Raw genomic sequence first — 19,240 nt, 5'->3', positions numbered from 1 at the left:
GGTTTGACCGCCCCAACCCATGTGGTTTTAAAAAGGTGCGACAATTTAGGCCGTAGCCAACGCAGAGGGTCAACCGTTTTTTGACCTTTTGGTGTTATTCGGCGCTTTGGGCCTTGCGTAAGTTGACGCACATAAGCACTGCGTCCACTGCTGCTGCATTCTGGCGCGGATAGTAACCTGTCCGCCGACCCGCTTCGGCGAATCCATGCGAACGGTAGAGCGCCTGCGCAGCCTGGTTGTCTGATGCGACATCAAGAAACCCGTCGGTTGCAAAGCGGGCAATTGCCTCACTCATCCATTTCAGCAAAGCGGATTTTCCCAATCCCTGCCGTTGATGGTCCGGATGGGTGGCGATGGTCAGAAGTTCAGCCTCTCCGGCGACGACACGACCCAGAGCAAAGCTGCGTTGGTCCCCGATCGCATAGGTGAACGGGCTGTCAAGCAAACCTGAGAATTCCCATGCAGACCAGGGGCGGGACTGCGTGAAGGCTGCGGCATGGGTAGCGGCCATCTGGTCAGGTGTCAGTACATTAACCATCGATAAGTGTCGGCGGTGCATCCCTGGCAGGTGCGGCATCCGCAGCCCGCAGGTATAGCGGGGCCGGGGCTTTGGTTTCGCTTTGGAAGCGCCCGGCGGCTACACGAGCGATGGCCTCGGCAATACCGGGCGGCGTAGTCTCAGCCGCTAGGGTCAAACCGTGTGTTGCGGCGATTTCCTTAGCCTCATCCAAGGGCATGAGACGGGGATCCTCACCTGGGGGGGTCGCGTAGACGTGCTCGCGGGGGGCCGGGATTGCTGCTAGCGTACCGTTCTTGGCACGTGCGTCAAAACCTGAAACGCCAACTGCTGGAACGCCGAGGCCAACCGCAAGCCCGCGTGCGGCAGACACTGCGATGCGGATGCCTGTGAAATTGCCAGGACCGATGCCGACCCCCATGGCATCAAGGTCGCTCCAGCTTGCGCCACCCTCCGCAAGCACCTCTTCCAGCAGGGGCAGCAGCCTTTCAGCCTGTCCGCGTGCCATTTCTTCGCAGGTTTGGGCGACAATGGCATCGCCCCGCAACAAAGCGGCCGCGCAATGCGCGGCCGATGTATCAAATCCTAGAATGAGGACGTCAGACGGCAACGGGACGCACCTCAGTGACCTCGGGAATGTAGTGGCGCAGCAGGTTCTCGATCCCCATCTTCAGCGTCAGGGTCGAAGACGGGCAGCCAGCGCAGGCCCCTTGCATATGCAGATAAACCACGCCGCGATCAAAGCCGTGGAAGGTAATATCACCACCATCCTGGGCCACTGCAGGGCGGACGCGACTATCCAGTAATTCTTTGATTTGATTGACAATTTCACCATCTTCACCGGTATGTTCCGCGTGACCGGAATTCTGTTCGCCACCTTCGGAGATCACCGGCTGGCCGGATTGATAATGCTCCATAACCGCCCCAAGAATGGCGGGTTTGATGTGATCCCATTCAACCGCATCAGTCTTGGTTACGGTGACGAAGTCATTGCCGAAAAAGACGCCAGACACACCGGACACTGCAAAGATGCGCTGCGCCAGCGGTGAACTGCCTGCGGTGTCCTGAGTCGGGAAATCGGCGGTGCCCATTTCAAGTACGGTCTGGCCCGGCAGGAATTTCAGCGTCGCCGGGTTAGGCGTGGATTCGGTCTGAATGAACATGTCGGGCCTCCTTAAAGCGTGGCAGAGATATGGGCCTCCGGCCCGCTTAAGTCAAGATTTGGAACGATTCTAAATGCGATTCAAACATGAGCTGCGTCTGGCTGGGCTGGCATTTTTCGTTCCAAGCCGGGCATCGGGCCAAAGTCTGAATCGTACTGGCAGGCTGATAGCGATCAGGTGATCGCTTCCAGTTTTTCTTTTGAAAGATCACCGGGTACGATGGTGATCGGGACCGGAAGGCTGCCGGAAGACCGGCTCAGCTGAGTGACCAAGGGGCCGGGCCCCTTGCGATCATCTCCAGCTCCAAGCACCAGAACACCGATTTCGGGATCGGAATCGATTTGGGCAATGATTTCCGGCACTGCTTCGCCCTCGCGAATGACCAATTTGGGTTCAATGCCTTGGCGGTCCCGCATCCATTTGGCGAAAACCTCGAAATGAGCATGAATTCGCTCGCGCGCCTCTTCTCGCATGACCTCGCCGACACCAATCCAGTGGTTGAACTCATCTGGCGGAATCACAGACAGGATCTCAACCCCGCCACCCGTTTTAGCGGCGCGCATAGCAGCAAAACGCATCGCATTCAGGCATTCTCGGCTGTCATCCAATACCACAAGAAATTTGCGCATACTGATCCTCTGGTTGTTCGGGTTGGATCATGGCGCAAGCGATCCTGTGGTGCAATAGATCTGCGCGCGGCGTTATGTCTGCGTGATTAATCGCGCATGCTCGTCGCCCAATCCCAGTAAAGCTGGCGGGCGCGTTTGGCGATGGGCCCAATCTTGTACTGGCGGTCATCAAAGGCAGTCACGGGCGTGACCTTGCTCATATTGCCGGACATAAAGACCTCATCGGCCTCTTCAAAATCCTTGTAGCCTAGAACGGCTTCATGAACGGTGACTCCATCTGCGCGTAGATTGGCGATGTGGCGGGCGCGGGTTATGCCTGCGAGAAAGGTGCCATTGGCAATCGGGGTGAAGACCTCGCCGTCGCGCACCATAAAGATATTGGCGGTGGCTGTTTCGGCGACATTTCCCATTGCGTCTAGGGCAAGAGCGTTGCTGAATCCTTTGGCGTGTGCTTCGCGCAACATACGGGCGTTGTTCGGGTAGAGACAGCCAGCCTTGGCATTTACAACCGCGCTTTCCAATACAGGTCTGCGGAAAGAGGTGCGTGTCAAGGTTGCCGAGGCGGAGGCGGCTGCCATCGGGATTTCCTCAAGGCAGAGCGCGAATTGGGTGCTATCTGGTTCTGGGGCGATCATGGTGGAGTCGCCTCCGGTGGCCCAGTACATGGGGCGGATATAAACGGCGGAGCCGGGCGCGAACTGCGCCAACCCTTCCTGTGCTATGCCGACCATGTCATCGACAGATATGGTTGGCGCCATCATCAACGCATAGGTAGAGGCATTGGCGCGGGCGCAATGCAGATCAAGATCGGGCGTCACACCATCAAACAGCCGTGCGCCATCAAAGACAGAGGACCCAAGCCAGGCCGCATGATCTGCGGCATGCATGATCGCGACATCACCATCGTGCCAGCTACCGTTGAAATAGGTGCGAATGGTTTTGCTGATCGCCATGCCGGGCCTCGTCATATTAGATGTGCTGGAATTGGTTGACCCTAGGACGCAATGGGTCAGTCGTCCAGACCTTTTCCTGGTTTCCAGCTGGACGCGCACCTGGGGCATTACCGATGGGCAAAAGGAGCTGGATCAGGCTATTTCGGGTGCGTCCAAGCCCAGCTCGCGCAGGACAGCACGCATTTCGCTTTGCCAGCGGGCACGCAGTTCCGCGTTGCTGCGATGGCGCAGTCCAAAAGCGCAGAGAGCGTCGAATTTCTCGGGGGTATCCGTGCCAAAACTGATGGCGACCCGCGGCCACCAATATTCTATAGAATCCTGCAACATACCGATATCGCCCTCCTGTACCAGTCGTGACAGGCCTTCATGTGCGAGACGACCGTGATGTGCCTCTATCGGGGCAATGGTACGAAAGGCTTCGGCGAGAGGCTGATAAGAGACCAGCGAAAGTTCCGCCAGCTGCACGGCGACTGCACGCCCCATCAACAGGTTCATTACCACGGCATCTGCCCAGCCTTCCAGCGGGTAGTTGAACACGGCCAACCGCCTGTCGTGTTTGGAATGACCTTGGTCAAACGCCTCTTCACGCGCGAGCCGTGCAGTCCAAGGGTGGTGGTCCACATAGCGTTCGGTGTCGGCGCCGAAATCACCCATAACCTGAAGAACCTTGTCGGCGTTGGAGGTCTTCTCCAGCACGATCCGAGCGGCGGCCATCCGTGATTTGATGCCGGGTCCCTCGTTGATGATGTCGACAAACCCGGCAGCGCCAGCCAGCGCGCTATCGACAAAACTGGCCATGATCTTCATCAGCTCGGCGCGATAGCGTGGGGGGACATTGGTTGGATTGCTGAGAACGCCACCTGCTGCCAGATAGCCCTCAATGCTCATCTCATCGCTCATCTCGATATGTCCCTCTTGTCGTTGCGGTTGCGCTGTACCTAGCGGGCTATTGGTCGTAGTCCACCACCACGCGGTCACTGACCGGGTAGGCCTGACAGGACAGTACATAACCCTTTTCGACCTCGTAGTCCTCTAGCGCATGGTTCGCGATCATCTCTACCTCACCTTCGATCACCTTGCATCGACAGGTGGAGCAGACGCCTGCCTTGCAGGCATAAGGGGCATCCATCGCATTGTCCAAAGCTGCATCAAGTACCGTTGCGTCCTTGCGCATTTCAACCGTCTGTGTGGCCCCATCCAGGGTAACCCGCAGGGTGGTCTGATGATCGCTATCCGATGCGGTCTGCGCAGATACATCGCGCTTGGCACGGCCCGGTTGAGCCGAAGCAAAAAGTTCAAACTTGATCTGGTTGTCCGTTAAACCAGCTGAGCGTAGGGCACTGGCGATGCCTAGCATCATCGGCTCTGGTCCGCAGATGAACGCTGTATCAACTGACTTTACGTCGATCCACCGCTCGAAGAGTTGCGCACATTTCTCCTCGGTCACCAAGCCGGTGAACAGGTCGATGTCTTGTGCATCGCTCTCCAATATGTGGATCACGTTGAAACGCCCCATATATAGGTTCTTCAGATCCTCCAGCTCTTCGCGGAACATGATCGTGTTAACGCCCCGATTGGCATAGACCAGCGTAAAGGAGGCCTGCGGTTCCGCAGCCAGAGTGGTTTTGAGAATCGAGAGAACCGGCGTGATGCCCGACCCGCCCGCAAAGCCGAGATAGGTTTTGGCTGCAGCAGCATCCAGCGGCGTAAAGAAGGTGCCCATTGGGGGCATCGCTTGCAGGGTGTCGCCTGTTTGCAGCTCGGTATTGGCCCAAGTCGAAAAGGCGCCACCATTTACACGTTTGATGCCGACCTGAAGGATGCCGTCGTCCTTGCCTGCACATATGGAGTAGCTGCGGCGTACCTCCTCACCGTCGAAATCACGGCGAAAGGTCAGATACTGTCCTTGGGTGAAATCGAACTCTGCTGCGGCACCGTTCACAGGCTTTAGCGATACAACCACCGCATCGCGGATGGTTTTGCGGACGTCGGTTACTTCCAGGTCGTGAAAGCGCGCCATGGGGCTCTCCTCAGATGCACTTGAAATAGTCAAAGGGTTCCAGGCAGTCCTGACAGCGCCAGTGTGCCTTGCAAGGGGTCGAGCCGAACTGGCTGACTTTGGTAACGGAGTGGCTGCCACAACGTGGACATTTGTCTGGGCCGCCTGCTGCCTGAGGCGGCGCAATACCGTATTCTTCCAACTGGGTGCGACCCTTTTCAGACAGCCAATCGGTGGTCCAGGCCGGAGAGATCTGCGTTTTCAGCTCCAGTTTCCCGATTCCGTATCCGCGTAGCGCAGTTTCGATATCCATGGCGATCACAGCAGTTGCCGGACACCCGGAATAGGTCGGGGTGACAGTGACAATCAATGTCTCGTCGTTCCAACCCACATCTCTGATGATGCCAAGGTCCACCAGCGAAATGACCGGTATCTCGGGATCCGGTATGCTATCAAGCCATTCCCAAATTTTCTCCAGGCTGGGTCGGTCTCTTGTCTGGCTCATGTAAGCCACCTCATTGGCTGGGCTGCGGCGCGGATGTCTGGCAAAGTGGGGGCAACAAATGCGCCCCGCCCGTTACGCGTTACCATTGCGCTCCGGGATAGGCGCGTTGCAGCCATTGCATCTGCGCCAGCATGTGGCCTAGATGCTCGCTGTGCATTTGACCTGTTCTCCCGCCTTTGTGGCCAAAGCGGCTTTCCGGGATGGTCAGCGTTGCATTTGTAAGGATGCGGGTGACCAATGTGTCGAACTCCTCGCGCAGCGAGGCTGGGTCGGCCGCGATACCCGCCGTTACCATTTTTGCGTCGATGTCATCGGATTGGAACATCTCACCCACGTATGGCCAGAGGTAATCTAGGGCCGCCTGCATCCGGTCGTGGCTTTCATCGGTGCCGTCGCCCAGCCCAACAATTGTTTCAGCCGACCGTTCCAGGTGGTAAGCAACTTCCTTGCTGGCCTTTTCGGCAATGGCCGCGACGCGTGCGTCGCTTGAGGTCATCAACCGGCCGAGCTGGATCGAGTGCCAGGCATCGAACAGGAACTGGCGCATCAAGGTCCGGCCAAAGTTGCCATTGGGCATCTCGACAAGCAGCACATTGCGGAAATCCCAAGCATCGCGGAGAAAGGCGAGGTCGTCCGCAGATTTTCCGTCTCCCTGAACTTCGGCAGCGAGACCAAGCCACATCTGGGTCTGGCCGATCAGATCCAGCGCGGTGTTGGCCAGCGCGATATCCTCTTCCAGAACGGGTGCGAGGCCACACCACTCGCTGACCCGATGGCCAAGGATTAGGGTGTTGTCGCCCATTCGCAGCAGGAACTGCAGGAAGGCTTCATTCTGGCTAAGCGCTGCAGCCATCACATTGCCCCCACTTCATCCGGAATGTCGAAGAAGGTTGGGTGGCGGTAGACCTTGCTCTCTGACGGCTCATAAAGTGGACCTTTGTCACTGGGCGAGGAAGCGGCGATGTGATTGGCTTCGACCACCCAGATCGACACACCTTCATTGCGGCGGGTGTAAACATCTCGGGCGTTCTTGATGGCCATCTCTGCGTCAGGCGCATGCAGTGAGCCCACGTGGCGATGGCTCAGGCCATGCTGGCCACGGATGAAGATCTCCCAAAGGGGCCATTCGTTTTTCATGTCTCATTTCCTCCTGGCTGAGGGGGCCGCCGCGCCGACGATGACAGCGGTCAGGGCTGGAATGCTTGGGGTTATTCGGCTGCGTGTTTTCGCGCGGATTTCTTCTGGGCATGGGCCATCAGCCCATCGCGGACCCATCTGCCATCGTCCCAGGCCTTGTTACGCGCGGCAAGGCGATCGACGTTACAAGGGCCGTTACCTTTCAACACGTCGAAGAACTCGGACCAGTCAGGCTGGGAGAAATCATAGTGCCCACGGTCCTCGTTCCATTTTAGATCGGGATCTGGAACGGTCAGGCCTAGGTATTCTGCCTGAGGCACAGTCTGATCGACAAACTTCTGACGCAGCTCGTCATTAGTGTTCATCTTGATCTTCCAGGCCATCGATTGCGCTGAATGCACAGAATCCTTGTCGGAGGGACCAAACATCATCAGCGAGGGGTACCAGAACCGGTTCAGCGCATCCTGCGCCATCTTCTTTTGGGCTGGTGTGCCCTCGGCCATCTTGCGGATGGCATCATACCCTTGCCTCTGGTGAAAGCTCTCTTCTTTGCAAATGCGGACCATTGCGCGGGCGTACGGGCCATAAGAGGTGCGTTGCAGCGGCACCTGATTCATGATTGCCGCGCCATCAACCAGCCAGCCGACAGCGCCCATATCTGCCCATGTCAGCGTCGGATAGTTGAAGATAGAAGAGTACTTCATACGCCCATCCAGCAACATCTCGGTCAGTTCATCGCGGGATACGCCCAGAGTTTCTGCCGCGCAGTAAAGGTACAGACCATGGCCTGCTTCATCCTGCACTTTGGCCAGCAGTATCGCCTTTCGCTCCAGCGTCGGGGCGCGGGTGATCCAGTTACCTTCGGGCAGCTGGCCGACGATCTCGGAATGCGCATGTTGACCAATCTGGCGGATCAGCGTCTTGCGATACCCTTCGGGCATCCATTCCTTAGGTTCGATTTTTTCATCCCGGTCGATCCGCTCCTGAAAGGCGCGTTCTTCGTCCGTCATATCTTCCAGCGATTTCACGTCAGAGCCGGTGGCTTTTACCATCTGTGCATACATAGTCAGAACTCCAATCTCTCCAAATGTCTGACCCAGATCTGGGCGTCAGGCTTTATTTGTTGCAGGTTAGACCCGTTCGAGGACCAGGGCTGTGCCTTGGCCGACCCCAACGCACATGGTGCACAATGCATAGCGTCCGCCGCTGCGTTGTAAGTGGTAGGCCGCTGTCAGAACCAATCGCGCACCGGACATTCCCAAGGGGTGCCCCAATGCGATGGCGCCGCCATTGGGGTTAACATGGGGTGCATCATCAGCGATGCCAAGTTCGCGCAATGTGGCGAGCCCCTGGGATGCAAAGGCTTCGTTCAACTCAATTACATCCATTTGTTCAATGCTGAGGCCTGCACGCTCCAGCACTTTGCGAGTGGCCGGTACCGGGCCGATGCCCATCACGCGCGGCTCAACGCCAGCCGCCGCCATGCCTACTACACGCGCGATCGGTGTCAGCCCGTTGGTTTTGGCCGCATGGGCGCTGGCCATCAGAATCGCTGCGGCGCCGTCGTTGACACCAGAAGCATTGCCCGCAGTTACGGTCTTCTCCGCTCCATTGACGCCTCTCAGGCTGGATAGCTTCTCTGCTGATGTTCCGGGGCGGGGGTGTTCGTCTGTGTTTACAATCAGATTGTCGCCGTTGCGCTGGGGAATGGAAACTGGCGTGATTTCCTGTTTGAAAACACCTGCCTGCTGCGCGGCAGCCCACCGAGCCTGGCTACGCGCCGCAAAGGCATCCTGATCTTCGCGGCTGACACCGTAGTCTTCAGCGACATTGTCTGCGGTTTGCGGCATCGAGTCGGTGCCGTACATCTTTTCCATTTTGGGGTTCACGAAACGCCAGCCAATGGTCGTGTCATAGACCGCGTTGGCGCGGGTAAAGGCACTGGTGGCCTTTGGCATCACAAAGGGCGCGCGGCTCATGCTCTCGACACCGCCAGCAATGGCCAGATCATAGTCTCCGGCGCGCAAACCGCGTGCAGCCATACCCACCGCATCCATGCCAGATGCGCACAGCCGATTGATCGTTGTGCCCGGCACTGATGTTGGAAGCCCAGCGAGAAGCGCTGCCATCCGCGCGACGTTGCGGTTGCTTTCACCTGCCTGGTTAGCATCGCCATAGATCACATCATCAAGGCTGCCCCAGTCGACATCCGGGTTGCGCGCGATCAGCGCTGCAATCGGCAGGGATGCCAAATCGTCGGTCCGCACCTGACTCAGGGCGCCGCCATAGCGTCCGATCGGGGTGCGGGTTGCGTCGCAGATAAAAGCGTCCATGGGCAGTGCGTCTCCTCATAGCGGCAAGAAATAAGCCGACCATATAGTCGGTAATATGCGGTTGGGCGATTCGTATCAAGGTATATGTAACCAAAATTCACTTGATGGGAAAAACCTGTAACTAATAAATAGTTTGCCAGGCGCAAATGTAAAAAAGGCGCTTCTCCAGCGAGCACCGCGTGCGGCTTCTCACCATGTTTGGGCTTGATACTCGCGGGATTTAGGCTGGCGTTCAAAACAGTTTACATGTTGACTACCACGAGACCTGCGCTGGGCGACGGGACGCATATGTGCTCGTTTCGTTAGGGGGACGAATGAATATTCTCTACATTATGTTTGATCAGCTGCGGTTCGATTACCTGAGCTGCGCCGGTCATCCACATCTGAAAACACCGCATATAGATGCGCTCGCTGCGCGCGGTGTGCGGTTTACGCGGGCTTATGTGCAATCCCCTACCTGCGGTTCTTCGCGGATGTCTAGTTATACTGGGCGCTACCCTTCCAGTCATGGAGTGCAGTTCAATGGTTACCCACTGCGGGTTGGTGAATGGACAATGGGAGACCATCTGCGCAAAGCCGGGATGAGTTGCCACTTGATTGGCAAGACACATATGGTTGCAGATGCAGATGGCATGCAACGTCTGGGCCTGGTGCCCGACAGCGTGATCGGCGTTCGGCAATCTGAATGTGGTTTTGATCCGTTTGTGCGCGATGATGGTCTTTGGGCAGAGGGGCCGGACGGGTTCTACGACTCCAAGCGCAGCCCATATAACGAATACCTGAAGTCCAAAGGCTACCCCGGTAACAACCCCTGGGGCGATTTTGCCAATGCAGGGGCAATAGGAGAGGATATCGCTTCGGGCTGGTTCATGGTCAACGCTGACCAACCGGCTAACATTGCCGAAGAAGACAGCGAGACTCCTTGGCTTACCCGTGAGGCGATGCGTTTCATCGAGACAGTAGAGCGACGTGATGATCAACCTTGGTGCGCGCACCTGAGTTACATCAAACCTCATTGGCCCTATATCGTACCTGCGCCATATCACGATATGTATGGTCCCGAACATGTGTTGCCCGCTGTCCGCCGTGACGCTGAACGGACCGATGCACATCCGGTTTTTGCGGGTATGATGAACAATCAGATTGGCCGAGCCTTTTCTCGTGAGGACGTCCGCCAAAAGGTGATCCCGGCCTATATGGGGCTGATCAAACAGGCCGACGACCAGATGGGGCATCTATTCGGATGGTTGGAAGCTACGGGCCGCCTGAAAGACACTATGATTGTGCTCACCTCAGATCATGGTGACTACCTTGGGGATCACTGGCTGGGAGAAAAAAACCTTTTTCATGAGCCGTCGATCAAAGTGCCGTTGATTGTCTATGACCCGCGCAGCGCAGCGGATGCCACACGTGGAACAATCTGTGATGCGTTGATTGAATCAATTGATTTGTTGCCAACGTTTCTGGAGATCGCGGGGGGAGAACCCGCACCGCATATTCTTGAGGGGCGATCATTGATGCCACTCCTGCATGGCGAGCCAATTGACTGGCGCGACCATGCGATTGCCGAATTTGACTATGCTACGCTGCCACTATCGGAGGAGCTGGGGTTGGACCCGAAAGACGCGCGGCTTTTCATGGTGGTTGATGACCGGTGGAAATTCATGCACGCCGAAGGTGGTTTGCGGCCAATGCTGTTTGATCTTCAAAATGACCCAGATGAGCTGGTCGACCTTGCCAAAACCGATGCGCATCAGGAGGTGATCGACCTGATGTACAATCGCCTATTGGCATGGGGGGTGCGTATGTCACAGCGGGTCACATTGTCGGATGCCCAGATTGCCGCGCGCCGGGGTAAATCGGCGCGTAAGGGAATTCTGCTTGGTGTCTACGAGGCTGCTGAGGTCGATGAGACACTGACCGAGGCCTATCGCCGCCAGGTTCCAAAGCCGGGGTCATGAGATCCGGGCCATCGGGGATAGAGACGCACCGTCACGTAACACGCTAGACGCCGAATGCTTGGCAAGTCGGCTGCACGCACGGCATGTTGGGCCTTGTCAGCTATACGACCCGGATCTAGGGTTAGGGTCAATTTTGCGGAATGCTGTTCTGCATTGCGAAAGTGTCAAGGCTGCTGGTGTTTGTGTTTCCGGGCACGAGGCCAACGCAACTGGCGGACGTGATCCTGGTCTTGCGACGGTGTTGCGACCCTGGTCTGTTCAGTCCGCATGAAGAGGAAAGACCCATGACTGAGGCCATTGTTTATGAACGCATCGGTGATATCGCTGTGCTCAGTGCGCAGAACCCACCGGTCAACGCGCTGGGGATTGATGTGCGGCGCGGGCTTTTGGCCGGGATTGAACGGGCCGAGAACGAGGGCGCGCGCGCTGTACTGATCTATGGCGAGGGGAGAACCTATTTCGCCGGGGCTGATATCCGCGAGTTCGGGCAACCAATGCAGGACCCTGGATTGCCAGATCTGTGCAACCGGATCGAAGCAGCACAATTGCTTGTTGTTTCGTCTCTGCATGGTGCGGCGCTGGGCGGCGGGCTGGAGGTTGCGCTGTCCTCGCATTACCGGATCGCGGTGCCAAGTGCCAAGATGGGCTTGCCCGAGGTGAATTTGGGTATCATGCCGGGCGCAGGTGGGACCCAACGTCTGCCCCGCATTGCAGGGACAGAAACGGCTTTGGAGATGATTACGACCGGTCGCCATGTGGCGGCAGCCGAAGCCTTTGATAAAGGTGTCATCGACCGTATCGCAGAAGGCAGCCCGCGCGAGATCGGTCTCACTTATACCCGCGAACTGCTGGAGCAGAACGCTCCGCGCCGACCTCTCTGTGACATGTCCGCACCAGAGCCCGTGGATTTCGACGCAATATACGACAAGGTGCTGGCGCGCGGCCGGGGCCAGCTGTCGCCTGCAATTGCAGTGCGCGCCGTGCAGGCCGCCTGTGAAGCGCCGAGTTTTCTGGATGGGGTGCGCCGCGAACGCGAACTGTTCATGGAGTTGATGGAAAGCGAGCAACGGCAGGGCTTGATCCACGCGTTCTTTTCCGAACGCGCGGTGAGTAAACTGCCTGAGCTGGCCGATGTGATGCCGCGCGACGTGATATCGATGGGCGTCATCGGTGGCGGCACTATGGGGGCTGGTATTGCAACCGCTGCGCTGTTGTCGGACCTTGCTGTTGTGCTCATCGAACGTGATGACCAAGCTGCCGCGGTTGCGCGAGGTCGGATTGAAGACAATCTCAAAGGGGCGCTGAAACGCGGCAAGATTGATCAAGCGCAATTCGATGCCATGATGTCAGACCCGCTGACGCTGGCGACAGATTATGCAGCCCTTTCAAAGGCTGATCTTGTCGTTGAGGCGGTGTTCGAGGATATGGATGTTAAGCGCGAGGTCTTTGCCGCGCTGGATGCAAATTGCAAACCAGGTGCGATCCTCGCCAGCAATACGTCTTATTTGGATATAAACGAAATCGCCGCTGCCACCAGCCGACCCACCGATGTGATCGGGCTGCATTTCTTCTCACCCGCGCATGTCATGAAGCTGCTCGAGGTGGTTGTTGCAGATCAAACAGCACCGGATGTGGTGGCTACTGGATTTGCGTTAGGCAAGCGGCTCAAGAAAACATCAGTGCGATCCGGCGTTTGTGATGGATTTATCGGCAACAGGATCATGAACAGCTATCGTAAGGCGGCTGATTATATGGTGTTGGACGGTGCATCTCCCTACCAGATCGACAAGGTTATGACAGGGTTCGGCTTTGCCATGGGACCCTTTGCGGTGGCCGATCTTGCTGGGTTGGACATTGGCTGGGCCGCACGCAAGCGCCGCGCGCCGACACGTGATCCCAAGGAACGCGTGGTGTGTTTCTCTGATATGCTCTGCGAGGCGGGAGATTTTGGACAGAAGACGGGCAAAGGCTTTTATGTCTATGAAAAGGGCAAGCGCGGCGGCGCGCCTAATCCGCAGGTGGCGGAGTACATCGAGCGAGACCAGCGCGATCAGGGGGTAACACCACAGGTCTTTGCCAATGACGAGGTCTTGCGTCGCTACATGTGCGCTATGGTCAATGAGGCTGCCAAAGTGGTCGGCGAAGGTATCGCGCGGCGTCCGCTGGACGTGGATATGGTGCTGTTGTTCGGCTACGGCTTCCCGCGATTTTGGGGCGGGCCGCTAAAATGGGCGGACCTGCAAGGGCTGGATGGTATCTTGAAGGATATTCGGCGCTACGCGAAGGAAGACGCGTTTTTCTGGCAACCAGCCCCCCTGCTGGAAGAGCTTGTTGCGGATGGGCGCAGCTTTGATGATCTGAACAACGCGGGGCAGTGATATGAAGCAAGCCGTCATAGTTTCAGCCGCCCGTACGGGGTTGGCCAAATCCTTTCGTGGATCCTTTAACCAGACTCATGGTGCAACATTGGGTGGCCACGTGGTTGCCGCAGCTGTTGAACGGGCGGGGCTCGAGGGCGGAGCGATTGAGGATTGCATCATTGGGTGTGGTTTTCCGGAAGGGGCGACCGGTCACAACATTGGTCGCCAGATCGCGCTGCGTGCTGGGCTGCCTCAGACTGTGGCCGGTATGACCGTCAACCGGTTTTGTGCTTCGGGGCTTCAGACCATCGCCTTGGCCGCGCAGCAAATCACTGCCGAAGGCGCAGGGCCGATGGTCGCGGGCGGGGTCGAGAGCATATCCATGGTGCAGCCCAATGTGATGCAGATCCAGGATCCCTGGCTGCAGGAATACAAGCCGGATGTTTACATGGCGATGATCGACACCGCTGATGTCGTCGCCGACCGCTATGGTATTCGTCGGGACGCACAGGATGCTTATGGTCTGCGTAGTCAGCAGCGGATTGCCGCGGCGCAGGCGGCAGGTGTGTTCGACGACGAAATCGTACCGCTGAAAGCGGTGATGGCCATCAAGGATAAAGAGACCGGCGAAATCAGCACTCGTGAAGTGATTGTGGATCGCGACGAATGCAATCGCCCCCAGACCACACTTGATGGGCTTGCAGGATTGGAGCCTGTCCGTGGCGCAGGCAGATACGTTACCGCAGGCAACGCAAGCCAGCTCTCTGACGGGGCGGCAGCGGTTGTGATGATGGAGGCCAGCGAAGCCAGCCGACGTGGGCTTGAGCCGTTGGGTGCGTTTCGAGGATTTTGTGTTGCAGGCTGTGCGCCTGATGAAATGGGCATTGGCCCGATATATGCGGTGGCCCGCCTGTTGGAGCGCCACGGGCTGAGCGTCGCAGACATCGACCTGTGGGAGCTGAACGAGGCATTTGCCAGTCAGGCGCTTTATTGTCGCGACCAACTTGGGATCGCAGATGATATCTGCAACGTGAACGGCGGGTCGATCGCGATTGGTCATCCTTTTGGCATGACCGGCACGCGCATGGTTGGACACCTGTTGCGCGAAGGGCGTCGTCGCGGGGCGAAGCTTGGCGTGGCGACCATGTGTATCGGTGGCGGTATGGGGGCTGCGGGCCTGTTCGAGGTTTACTGAAAACAGAGACCGCACGCAAATTTGGGCTGCGGTCTGAGCCTTTTCCGAGAGAGAGGAGCAGGCGTCAGGCAAGAAGAGCCAAACAGCACGGGGAGGTGCGTGGTATATGGATCTGAATTACTCGACCGAGGAATTGGCTTTTCGTGAGCAGGTACGTGAATTTCTGAAGACGCAGTTGCCTAAGGATCTGTCAGAGTCTGTCCGAATTGGGCGCACCCTTAGCAAGGACGATCATGATCGCTGGCATCGCATCCTGCATGGCAGGGGCTGGTTGGCACCCACCTGGCCCGACACATACGGCGGCTGTGGCTGGAACGCAGTCCAGAGACATATCTTTGAAGAAGAATGCTGTCGCGCCCATGCACCGCGTGTTGTGCCCTTTGGTTTAACGATGCTGGCACCTGTGTTGCAAAAATTCGGCTCTGATGTTCAACGAAACCACTTCCTACCCAAGATCCTTTCAGGGGAACATTGGTGGTGTCAGGGATATTCGGAACCGGGAGCGGGGTCGGACCTCGCCAGCCTGCGCACTCGCGCGGTGCGAGACGGCGATCACTATGTTGTCAATGGACAGAAAACCTGGACCACGCTTGGTCAGTACGCCAACTGGATATTCTGCCTTGTTCGGACTGATCCAAATGCCAAGCAGCAGGAAGGCATTTCCTTTCTGCTGATAGACATGGATACGCCAGGCATCGAGGTGAGACCCATCATCTTGCTGGATGGAACACATGAAGTGAACGAAGTTTGGTTCACGGATGTGCACGTACCTGCGGAAAACCTGGTCGGCGAAGAAAACAAAGGCTGGACCTACGCGAAATACCTGCTGACCCATGAACGCACCAACATTGCTGGAGTGGGGTTCAGTCAGGCAGGATTGGAAGCAGTGAAACGGTTGGCACGCCAGCAAATGCACCGCGGTCGGCCATTGATCGAAAACCCGCATTTCGCCGCCAGACTGGCGCAGGTGGAAATTGACCTAATGGCCATGGCAACCACCAATCTTCGCATTATTGCCGCCGCTGCTGAAGGGCATGCGCCTGGCATTGAGAGTTCTATGCTTAAGGTGAAGGGGACCGAAATCCGGCAGGAAATCAACGATCTCGCCCGTCGTGCAGCTGGGGCCTATGCCTTACCCTTTGCCTCTGAAGCAGTGATCGGCGACAACAGCGCGCTTGCGCCACCCGAAGGGACAGAGGCTGTGGCAGCCCAGTACTTCAACAATCGCAAGCTATCTATCTTTGGCGGTTCAAACGAGATCCAGAAGAACATTATCGCCAAGGCTGCACTGGGAGGACGGGCATGAATTTTCAGCTGACTGAAGAACGTCAGATGTTGCAAGATAGCCTGCGCCGGTTCTTGTCCGACCGCTATTCGGTTGCCCTGCATAACGACACCCTGAGCAGCCCGTTGGGGTATTCCGCTACAATTTGGCAACAACTGGCAGAACTCGGCATGATCGGTGCCCTATTGGCGCCAGAGGTCGGCGGCTATGGCGGTGCCGGATTCGATATCTCCACGGTGTTTGAGGAACTGGGCCGCGCCGGAGTTGTGGAACCTGTATTGGATTGTGCTGTTCTCTGCGGCAGCCTTCTCGCGGGGCTTGACGGCGCGCCGACGGCGCGTGAACAGAAATTGTTAGATCAATTAATCGCGGGTGAGCAGCAATTGGCCTTTGCCCACGGAGAACCCTCCAGCAGGTATGAACGCTGCTGGGTTGAAACGCGGGCTGTCGCAGAGGGTGATGAGGTTGTTCTGACCGGGCGTAAATCCGTGGTGATCAATGCCGAAGCCGCTGATCAGCTGATTGTATCAGCCCGTGAAACTGGTGCGGCAGGGGATCGCGATGGCCTGTCGCTATTTCTGATCGACCCGGCTATCGCAGGCGTGAGACTGCGCGGCAGTGCGTTGATGGCCGGTGGGCGCGCGGCAGAGGTGGATCTGGATGGCGTTCGTCTGTCGCAATCGACTCGGCTAGGGACGGCTGGACAGGCCGCCAATCGGATCGAGACAGCCCTCGCACGCGCCGAGGTGGCATTGGCTGCGGAAACGCTAGGCGCGATGGAAACCGCGACACGGCTTACGATGGACTATCTGACCACCCGACAGCAGTTCGGACGTCTGATTGGCAGCTTTCAAGCCCTGCAACATCGCGTGGCTGAGATGCTGATCGAGGTGGAGCAGGCACGTTCAGCGGTGATCAATGCGGCTGGTCACCTTGAAGACCTGCCACATATGCGCGATCGCCACATTGCAGCAGCCCGCAACCTAGTTGGCCGCACGGGACGCCGCATTGCAGAAGAATCGATCCAGCTGCACGGAGGAATCGCGATGACAGCTGAGTATGAATTGGCTCATATCGTCAAGCGGATCATCCTAGCAGAGCATAGGTTCGGCGACGCCGATACTCAGTTGGAGCGGTTTATTGACCTGTCGGCGGCCTGATCCGAATGCCGGTCGCGGTGTGATCGGAACTGGCATGCCTCCCGAGGCTGAGGATTGTTCTACGCGTATTATCGACGACCCCGGCTGTCAGCAACTTGTCGGTTATCGCACGGAAATCGACGGGCAATCCGGCGCTTGCCGTGTCGTATTGGATCTTGCTCCTCAGCATCTCAACCGGAATGGGCTGTTGCATGGTGGCATTGTCGCGATGCTGATGGATGTGGTTTGCGGCAACACCGCGTCGCAGTATTTCGACGCTGCGGCGCACCCGCCAGTTGTGACAGTTTCACTGACCTTATCCTACGTTGCCGCGGCCCGCTCCGGCGGCGTGGAGGCAACGGCGCAGGCGACCGGGGGAGGCGCGTCCCTGGCGTATGTTTCTGGTAAATTGATGGGCTACGATGGTCAGCTGCTGGCGACAGCAAGTGGTGTTTTTAAACGAATACGCGGATAGTGGCGTCTCGGGCATGGTCCTGGGAAATCCTCTTTATCTGGTGGGCAATAGGGAAATGAACAATGACTCTTTGGCACGACTACCTTGATCATCATGCTCGTGCCCGGCCGGATGCTCCGGCCTTGAGCGATAGCGGGGGTACGTGCTGGACTTACCGTGATCTCTCCTTGGCCTGTGACGATTTAGGCAGGTACCTCACGGCGGCGGATGTTCAGCCGGGGGACCGGGTTATGGTGGTTTGTGAAAACGCCTGCGCCACTGTGGCGGCCCTATTCGCGACCTCGCAATTAGGGGCTGTGGTTGTACCAGTAAATGCTCGGATGCAGGCGCCAGAGGTTGACCGCATTCTGGACCATGCTGCTCCAAAAGTAGTTCTTCTGACAGCTGCGGACTCAAAGGACGCTGCGTGCCATGCCGACCGACTGGATGCCAGAGTGATATCCGGTGCCTTCGGCCAGTTGGCAGTACTCGAAAGTCAAAAGCCTGGCTCAGCAGAAAAGGATCCGGTTTCACAGGAGCTGGCCGTACTTCTTTATACAACTGGCACGACAGGCGATCCAAAGGGCGTGATGCTAAGTCATGACAACTTGATCTTTGGCGGCGGTGCTTCAGCGAAGTTGAGGCGTATGGGTGCTGCAGACATAGTTTATGGTGTGCTACCGCTCAGTCATGTGTTTGGTTTGGCCTCGGTCCTGACGGCTTCTGTGATGATTGGTGCCGAGGTCCGACTGGAAGCGCGGTTTAGCGCTGAACGTTACTATCATGCGCTGCGATCAGGGATCACCCTGGTGTCTGCGGTGCCACAAATGCATGCGCTAGTGATGCAATACGCCAAGGAAAAGGGGTTGGAGCAACTGGGAAGCCCGGATTTGCGCTACGTCTCATCCGGGGCGGCCCCTCTGGATCCTGATTGGAAGCGCCGCGCTGAGAGTTTCTATGGTGTTGCGTTGCAAAACGGGTACGGCATGACCGAGGCAACTGCTGGGATTTGTGCGACACGAAACGAGATCGGCGATCCTGATACGTCCGTTGGGCCGCCGCTGCCAGGGGTAGAGCTGCGGTTGGACGAGAGTGTAGGCGGTGGCGGCAGCGGGTTGGGCGAAGTCTGTCTGCGTGGCCGTAATGTCATGTTAGGCTATTTCCGAAATGCGGAGGCCACGGCGTCTGTTTTGGATGCTGAGGGTTGGTTGCGCAGCGGCGACATGGGGCGGTTTGATGCGGCAGGGTTCCTCCACATCGATGGCCGGTCCAAGGAGCTGATCATCCACGGCGGGTTCAACGTTTTCCCGCCCGAGGTCGAGGCTGCATTAAATGCCCATCCGCAGGTTATCCAATCGGCTGTTGTCGGTCGTGCGATCAAGGGCGATGAGGAAGTCGTCGCCTTTGTTCAAGTCGCGGCCGGAGACTGGCCGGATCCGGCAGATTTACGCCGCTTTGCCGCTGGCCAGCTGGCAGGCTACAAGCGCCCGGCGCGCATCATTCTGGCAGAAAGTTTGCCAGCCGCGCCCACCGGAAAGATTCTGAAACACCGGCTCTTGGCTCATTTTGCAGATCAATTTGCGTGATAGCCTAAAGAATGCGTGACCGCG

The 19,240-nt window shown here is 57.6% G+C and carries 19 protein-coding genes; 7 read left to right on the top strand and 12 right to left on the bottom strand.

Annotated features, from left to right (window positions below):
• Positions 1-94: 94 nt before the first annotated feature.
• The 12 genes from PhaeoP97_RS14585 to pcaF all read right to left on the bottom strand — a co-directional run bounded on the left by PhaeoP97_RS14585 (position 95) and on the right by pcaF (position 9,236).
• A complete protein-coding gene (locus tag PhaeoP97_RS14585; RefSeq protein WP_072505685.1) occupies positions 95-538 on the bottom strand; it encodes a GNAT family N-acetyltransferase in 444 nt (147 codons plus the stop codon).
• On the bottom strand, positions 531-1,127 hold the full coding sequence (gene tsaB, locus PhaeoP97_RS14580; protein WP_072505684.1) for a tRNA (adenosine(37)-N6)-threonylcarbamoyltransferase complex dimerization subunit type 1 TsaB: 597 nt from the start codon (positions 1,125-1,127) through the stop codon (positions 531-533). The genes PhaeoP97_RS14585 and tsaB overlap by 8 nt, the downstream gene beginning before the upstream one ends.
• A complete protein-coding gene (locus PhaeoP97_RS14575; protein ID WP_072505683.1) occupies positions 1,117-1,680 on the bottom strand; it encodes a NifU family protein in 564 nt (187 codons plus the stop codon). The genes tsaB and PhaeoP97_RS14575 overlap by 11 nt, the downstream gene beginning before the upstream one ends.
• A 173-nt stretch (positions 1,681-1,853) precedes the next feature.
• The gene (locus PhaeoP97_RS14570; protein ID WP_072505682.1) at positions 1,854-2,309 is read right to left on the bottom strand and encodes a universal stress protein; all 456 of its coding nucleotides are present in this window, start codon (positions 2,307-2,309) and stop codon (positions 1,854-1,856) included.
• Between the two features lie 86 nt (positions 2,310-2,395).
• The gene (locus PhaeoP97_RS14565; protein WP_072505681.1) at positions 2,396-3,262 is read right to left on the bottom strand and encodes a branched-chain amino acid aminotransferase; all 867 of its coding nucleotides are present in this window, start codon (positions 3,260-3,262) and stop codon (positions 2,396-2,398) included.
• Between the two features lie 132 nt (positions 3,263-3,394).
• Complete coding sequence (locus PhaeoP97_RS14560) at positions 3,395-4,162, bottom strand: Phenylacetic acid catabolic protein (protein ID WP_072505680.1); 768 nt, start codon at positions 4,160-4,162, stop codon at positions 3,395-3,397.
• A 46-nt stretch (positions 4,163-4,208) separates the two neighbouring features.
• Positions 4,209-5,282: a 1,2-phenylacetyl-CoA epoxidase subunit PaaE gene (gene paaE / locus PhaeoP97_RS14555; RefSeq protein WP_072505679.1), complete on the bottom strand. Its 1,074-nt coding sequence runs from the start codon at positions 5,280-5,282 to the stop codon at positions 4,209-4,211.
• Positions 5,283-5,292: 10 nt separating this feature from the next.
• On the bottom strand, positions 5,293-5,766 hold the full coding sequence (paaD, locus tag PhaeoP97_RS14550) for a 1,2-phenylacetyl-CoA epoxidase subunit PaaD (protein ID WP_072505678.1): 474 nt from the start codon (positions 5,764-5,766) through the stop codon (positions 5,293-5,295).
• A 79-nt stretch (positions 5,767-5,845) separates the two neighbouring features.
• Positions 5,846-6,619 (bottom strand): 1,2-phenylacetyl-CoA epoxidase subunit PaaC, encoded by a 774-nt coding sequence (paaC, locus tag PhaeoP97_RS14545; protein WP_072505677.1) that lies wholly within the window; start codon positions 6,617-6,619, stop codon positions 5,846-5,848.
• A complete protein-coding gene (paaB, locus tag PhaeoP97_RS14540; RefSeq protein WP_072505676.1) occupies positions 6,619-6,903 on the bottom strand; it encodes a 1,2-phenylacetyl-CoA epoxidase subunit PaaB in 285 nt (94 codons plus the stop codon). The genes paaC and paaB overlap by 1 nt, the downstream gene beginning before the upstream one ends.
• Before the next feature lie 71 nt (positions 6,904-6,974).
• Positions 6,975-7,967, bottom strand: a complete 993-nt coding sequence (gene paaA, locus PhaeoP97_RS14535) for a 1,2-phenylacetyl-CoA epoxidase subunit PaaA (protein ID WP_072505675.1) — start codon at positions 7,965-7,967, stop codon at positions 6,975-6,977.
• Positions 7,968-8,033: 66 nt separating this feature from the next.
• Positions 8,034-9,236, bottom strand: coding sequence for a 3-oxoadipyl-CoA thiolase (gene pcaF / locus PhaeoP97_RS14530; protein WP_072505674.1), 1,203 nt, complete (start codon positions 9,234-9,236; stop codon positions 8,034-8,036).
• A gap of 314 nt (positions 9,237-9,550) precedes the next feature.
• On the opposite strand from pcaF, the gene PhaeoP97_RS14525 reads away from it, so the two are divergent.
• The 7 genes from PhaeoP97_RS14525 to PhaeoP97_RS14495 all read left to right on the top strand — a co-directional run bounded on the left by PhaeoP97_RS14525 (position 9,551) and on the right by PhaeoP97_RS14495 (position 19,216).
• Positions 9,551-11,197 (top strand): sulfatase-like hydrolase/transferase, encoded by a 1,647-nt coding sequence (locus PhaeoP97_RS14525; RefSeq protein WP_072505673.1) that lies wholly within the window; start codon positions 9,551-9,553, stop codon positions 11,195-11,197.
• Positions 11,198-11,481: 284 nt separating this feature from the next.
• On the top strand, positions 11,482-13,575 hold the full coding sequence (locus PhaeoP97_RS14520) for a 3-hydroxyacyl-CoA dehydrogenase NAD-binding domain-containing protein (RefSeq protein ID WP_072505672.1): 2,094 nt from the start codon (positions 11,482-11,484) through the stop codon (positions 13,573-13,575).
• A 1-nt stretch (position 13,576) separates the two neighbouring features.
• Positions 13,577-14,752: an acetyl-CoA C-acyltransferase gene (locus PhaeoP97_RS14515; RefSeq protein WP_072505671.1), complete on the top strand. Its 1,176-nt coding sequence runs from the start codon at positions 13,577-13,579 to the stop codon at positions 14,750-14,752.
• A gap of 106 nt (positions 14,753-14,858) precedes the next feature.
• Positions 14,859-16,058 (top strand): acyl-CoA dehydrogenase family protein, encoded by a 1,200-nt coding sequence (locus PhaeoP97_RS14510; RefSeq protein ID WP_072505670.1) that lies wholly within the window; start codon positions 14,859-14,861, stop codon positions 16,056-16,058.
• A complete protein-coding gene (locus PhaeoP97_RS14505) occupies positions 16,055-17,197 on the top strand; it encodes an acyl-CoA dehydrogenase family protein (RefSeq protein ID WP_072505669.1) in 1,143 nt (380 codons plus the stop codon). The genes PhaeoP97_RS14510 and PhaeoP97_RS14505 overlap by 4 nt, the downstream gene beginning before the upstream one ends.
• Positions 17,178-17,651 carry a PaaI family thioesterase gene (locus PhaeoP97_RS14500; RefSeq protein WP_420848989.1) on the top strand — a complete coding sequence of 158 codons (474 nt, stop codon included), beginning with the start codon at positions 17,178-17,180 and terminating at the stop codon, positions 17,649-17,651. The genes PhaeoP97_RS14505 and PhaeoP97_RS14500 overlap by 20 nt, the downstream gene beginning before the upstream one ends.
• 62 nt (positions 17,652-17,713) lie before the next feature.
• Entirely contained in the window at positions 17,714-19,216 is a 1,503-nt protein-coding gene (locus PhaeoP97_RS14495) for a class I adenylate-forming enzyme family protein (RefSeq protein ID WP_072505668.1), read from the top strand.
• The last annotated feature ends 24 nt before the right edge of the window (positions 19,217-19,240 follow it).

Source organism: Phaeobacter porticola (genome assembly GCF_001888185.1).
GTDB classification, from domain to species: Bacteria; Pseudomonadota; Alphaproteobacteria; order Rhodobacterales; family Rhodobacteraceae; genus Phaeobacter; species Phaeobacter porticola.
This window is presented reverse-complemented; position numbering and strand designations above follow the sequence as displayed.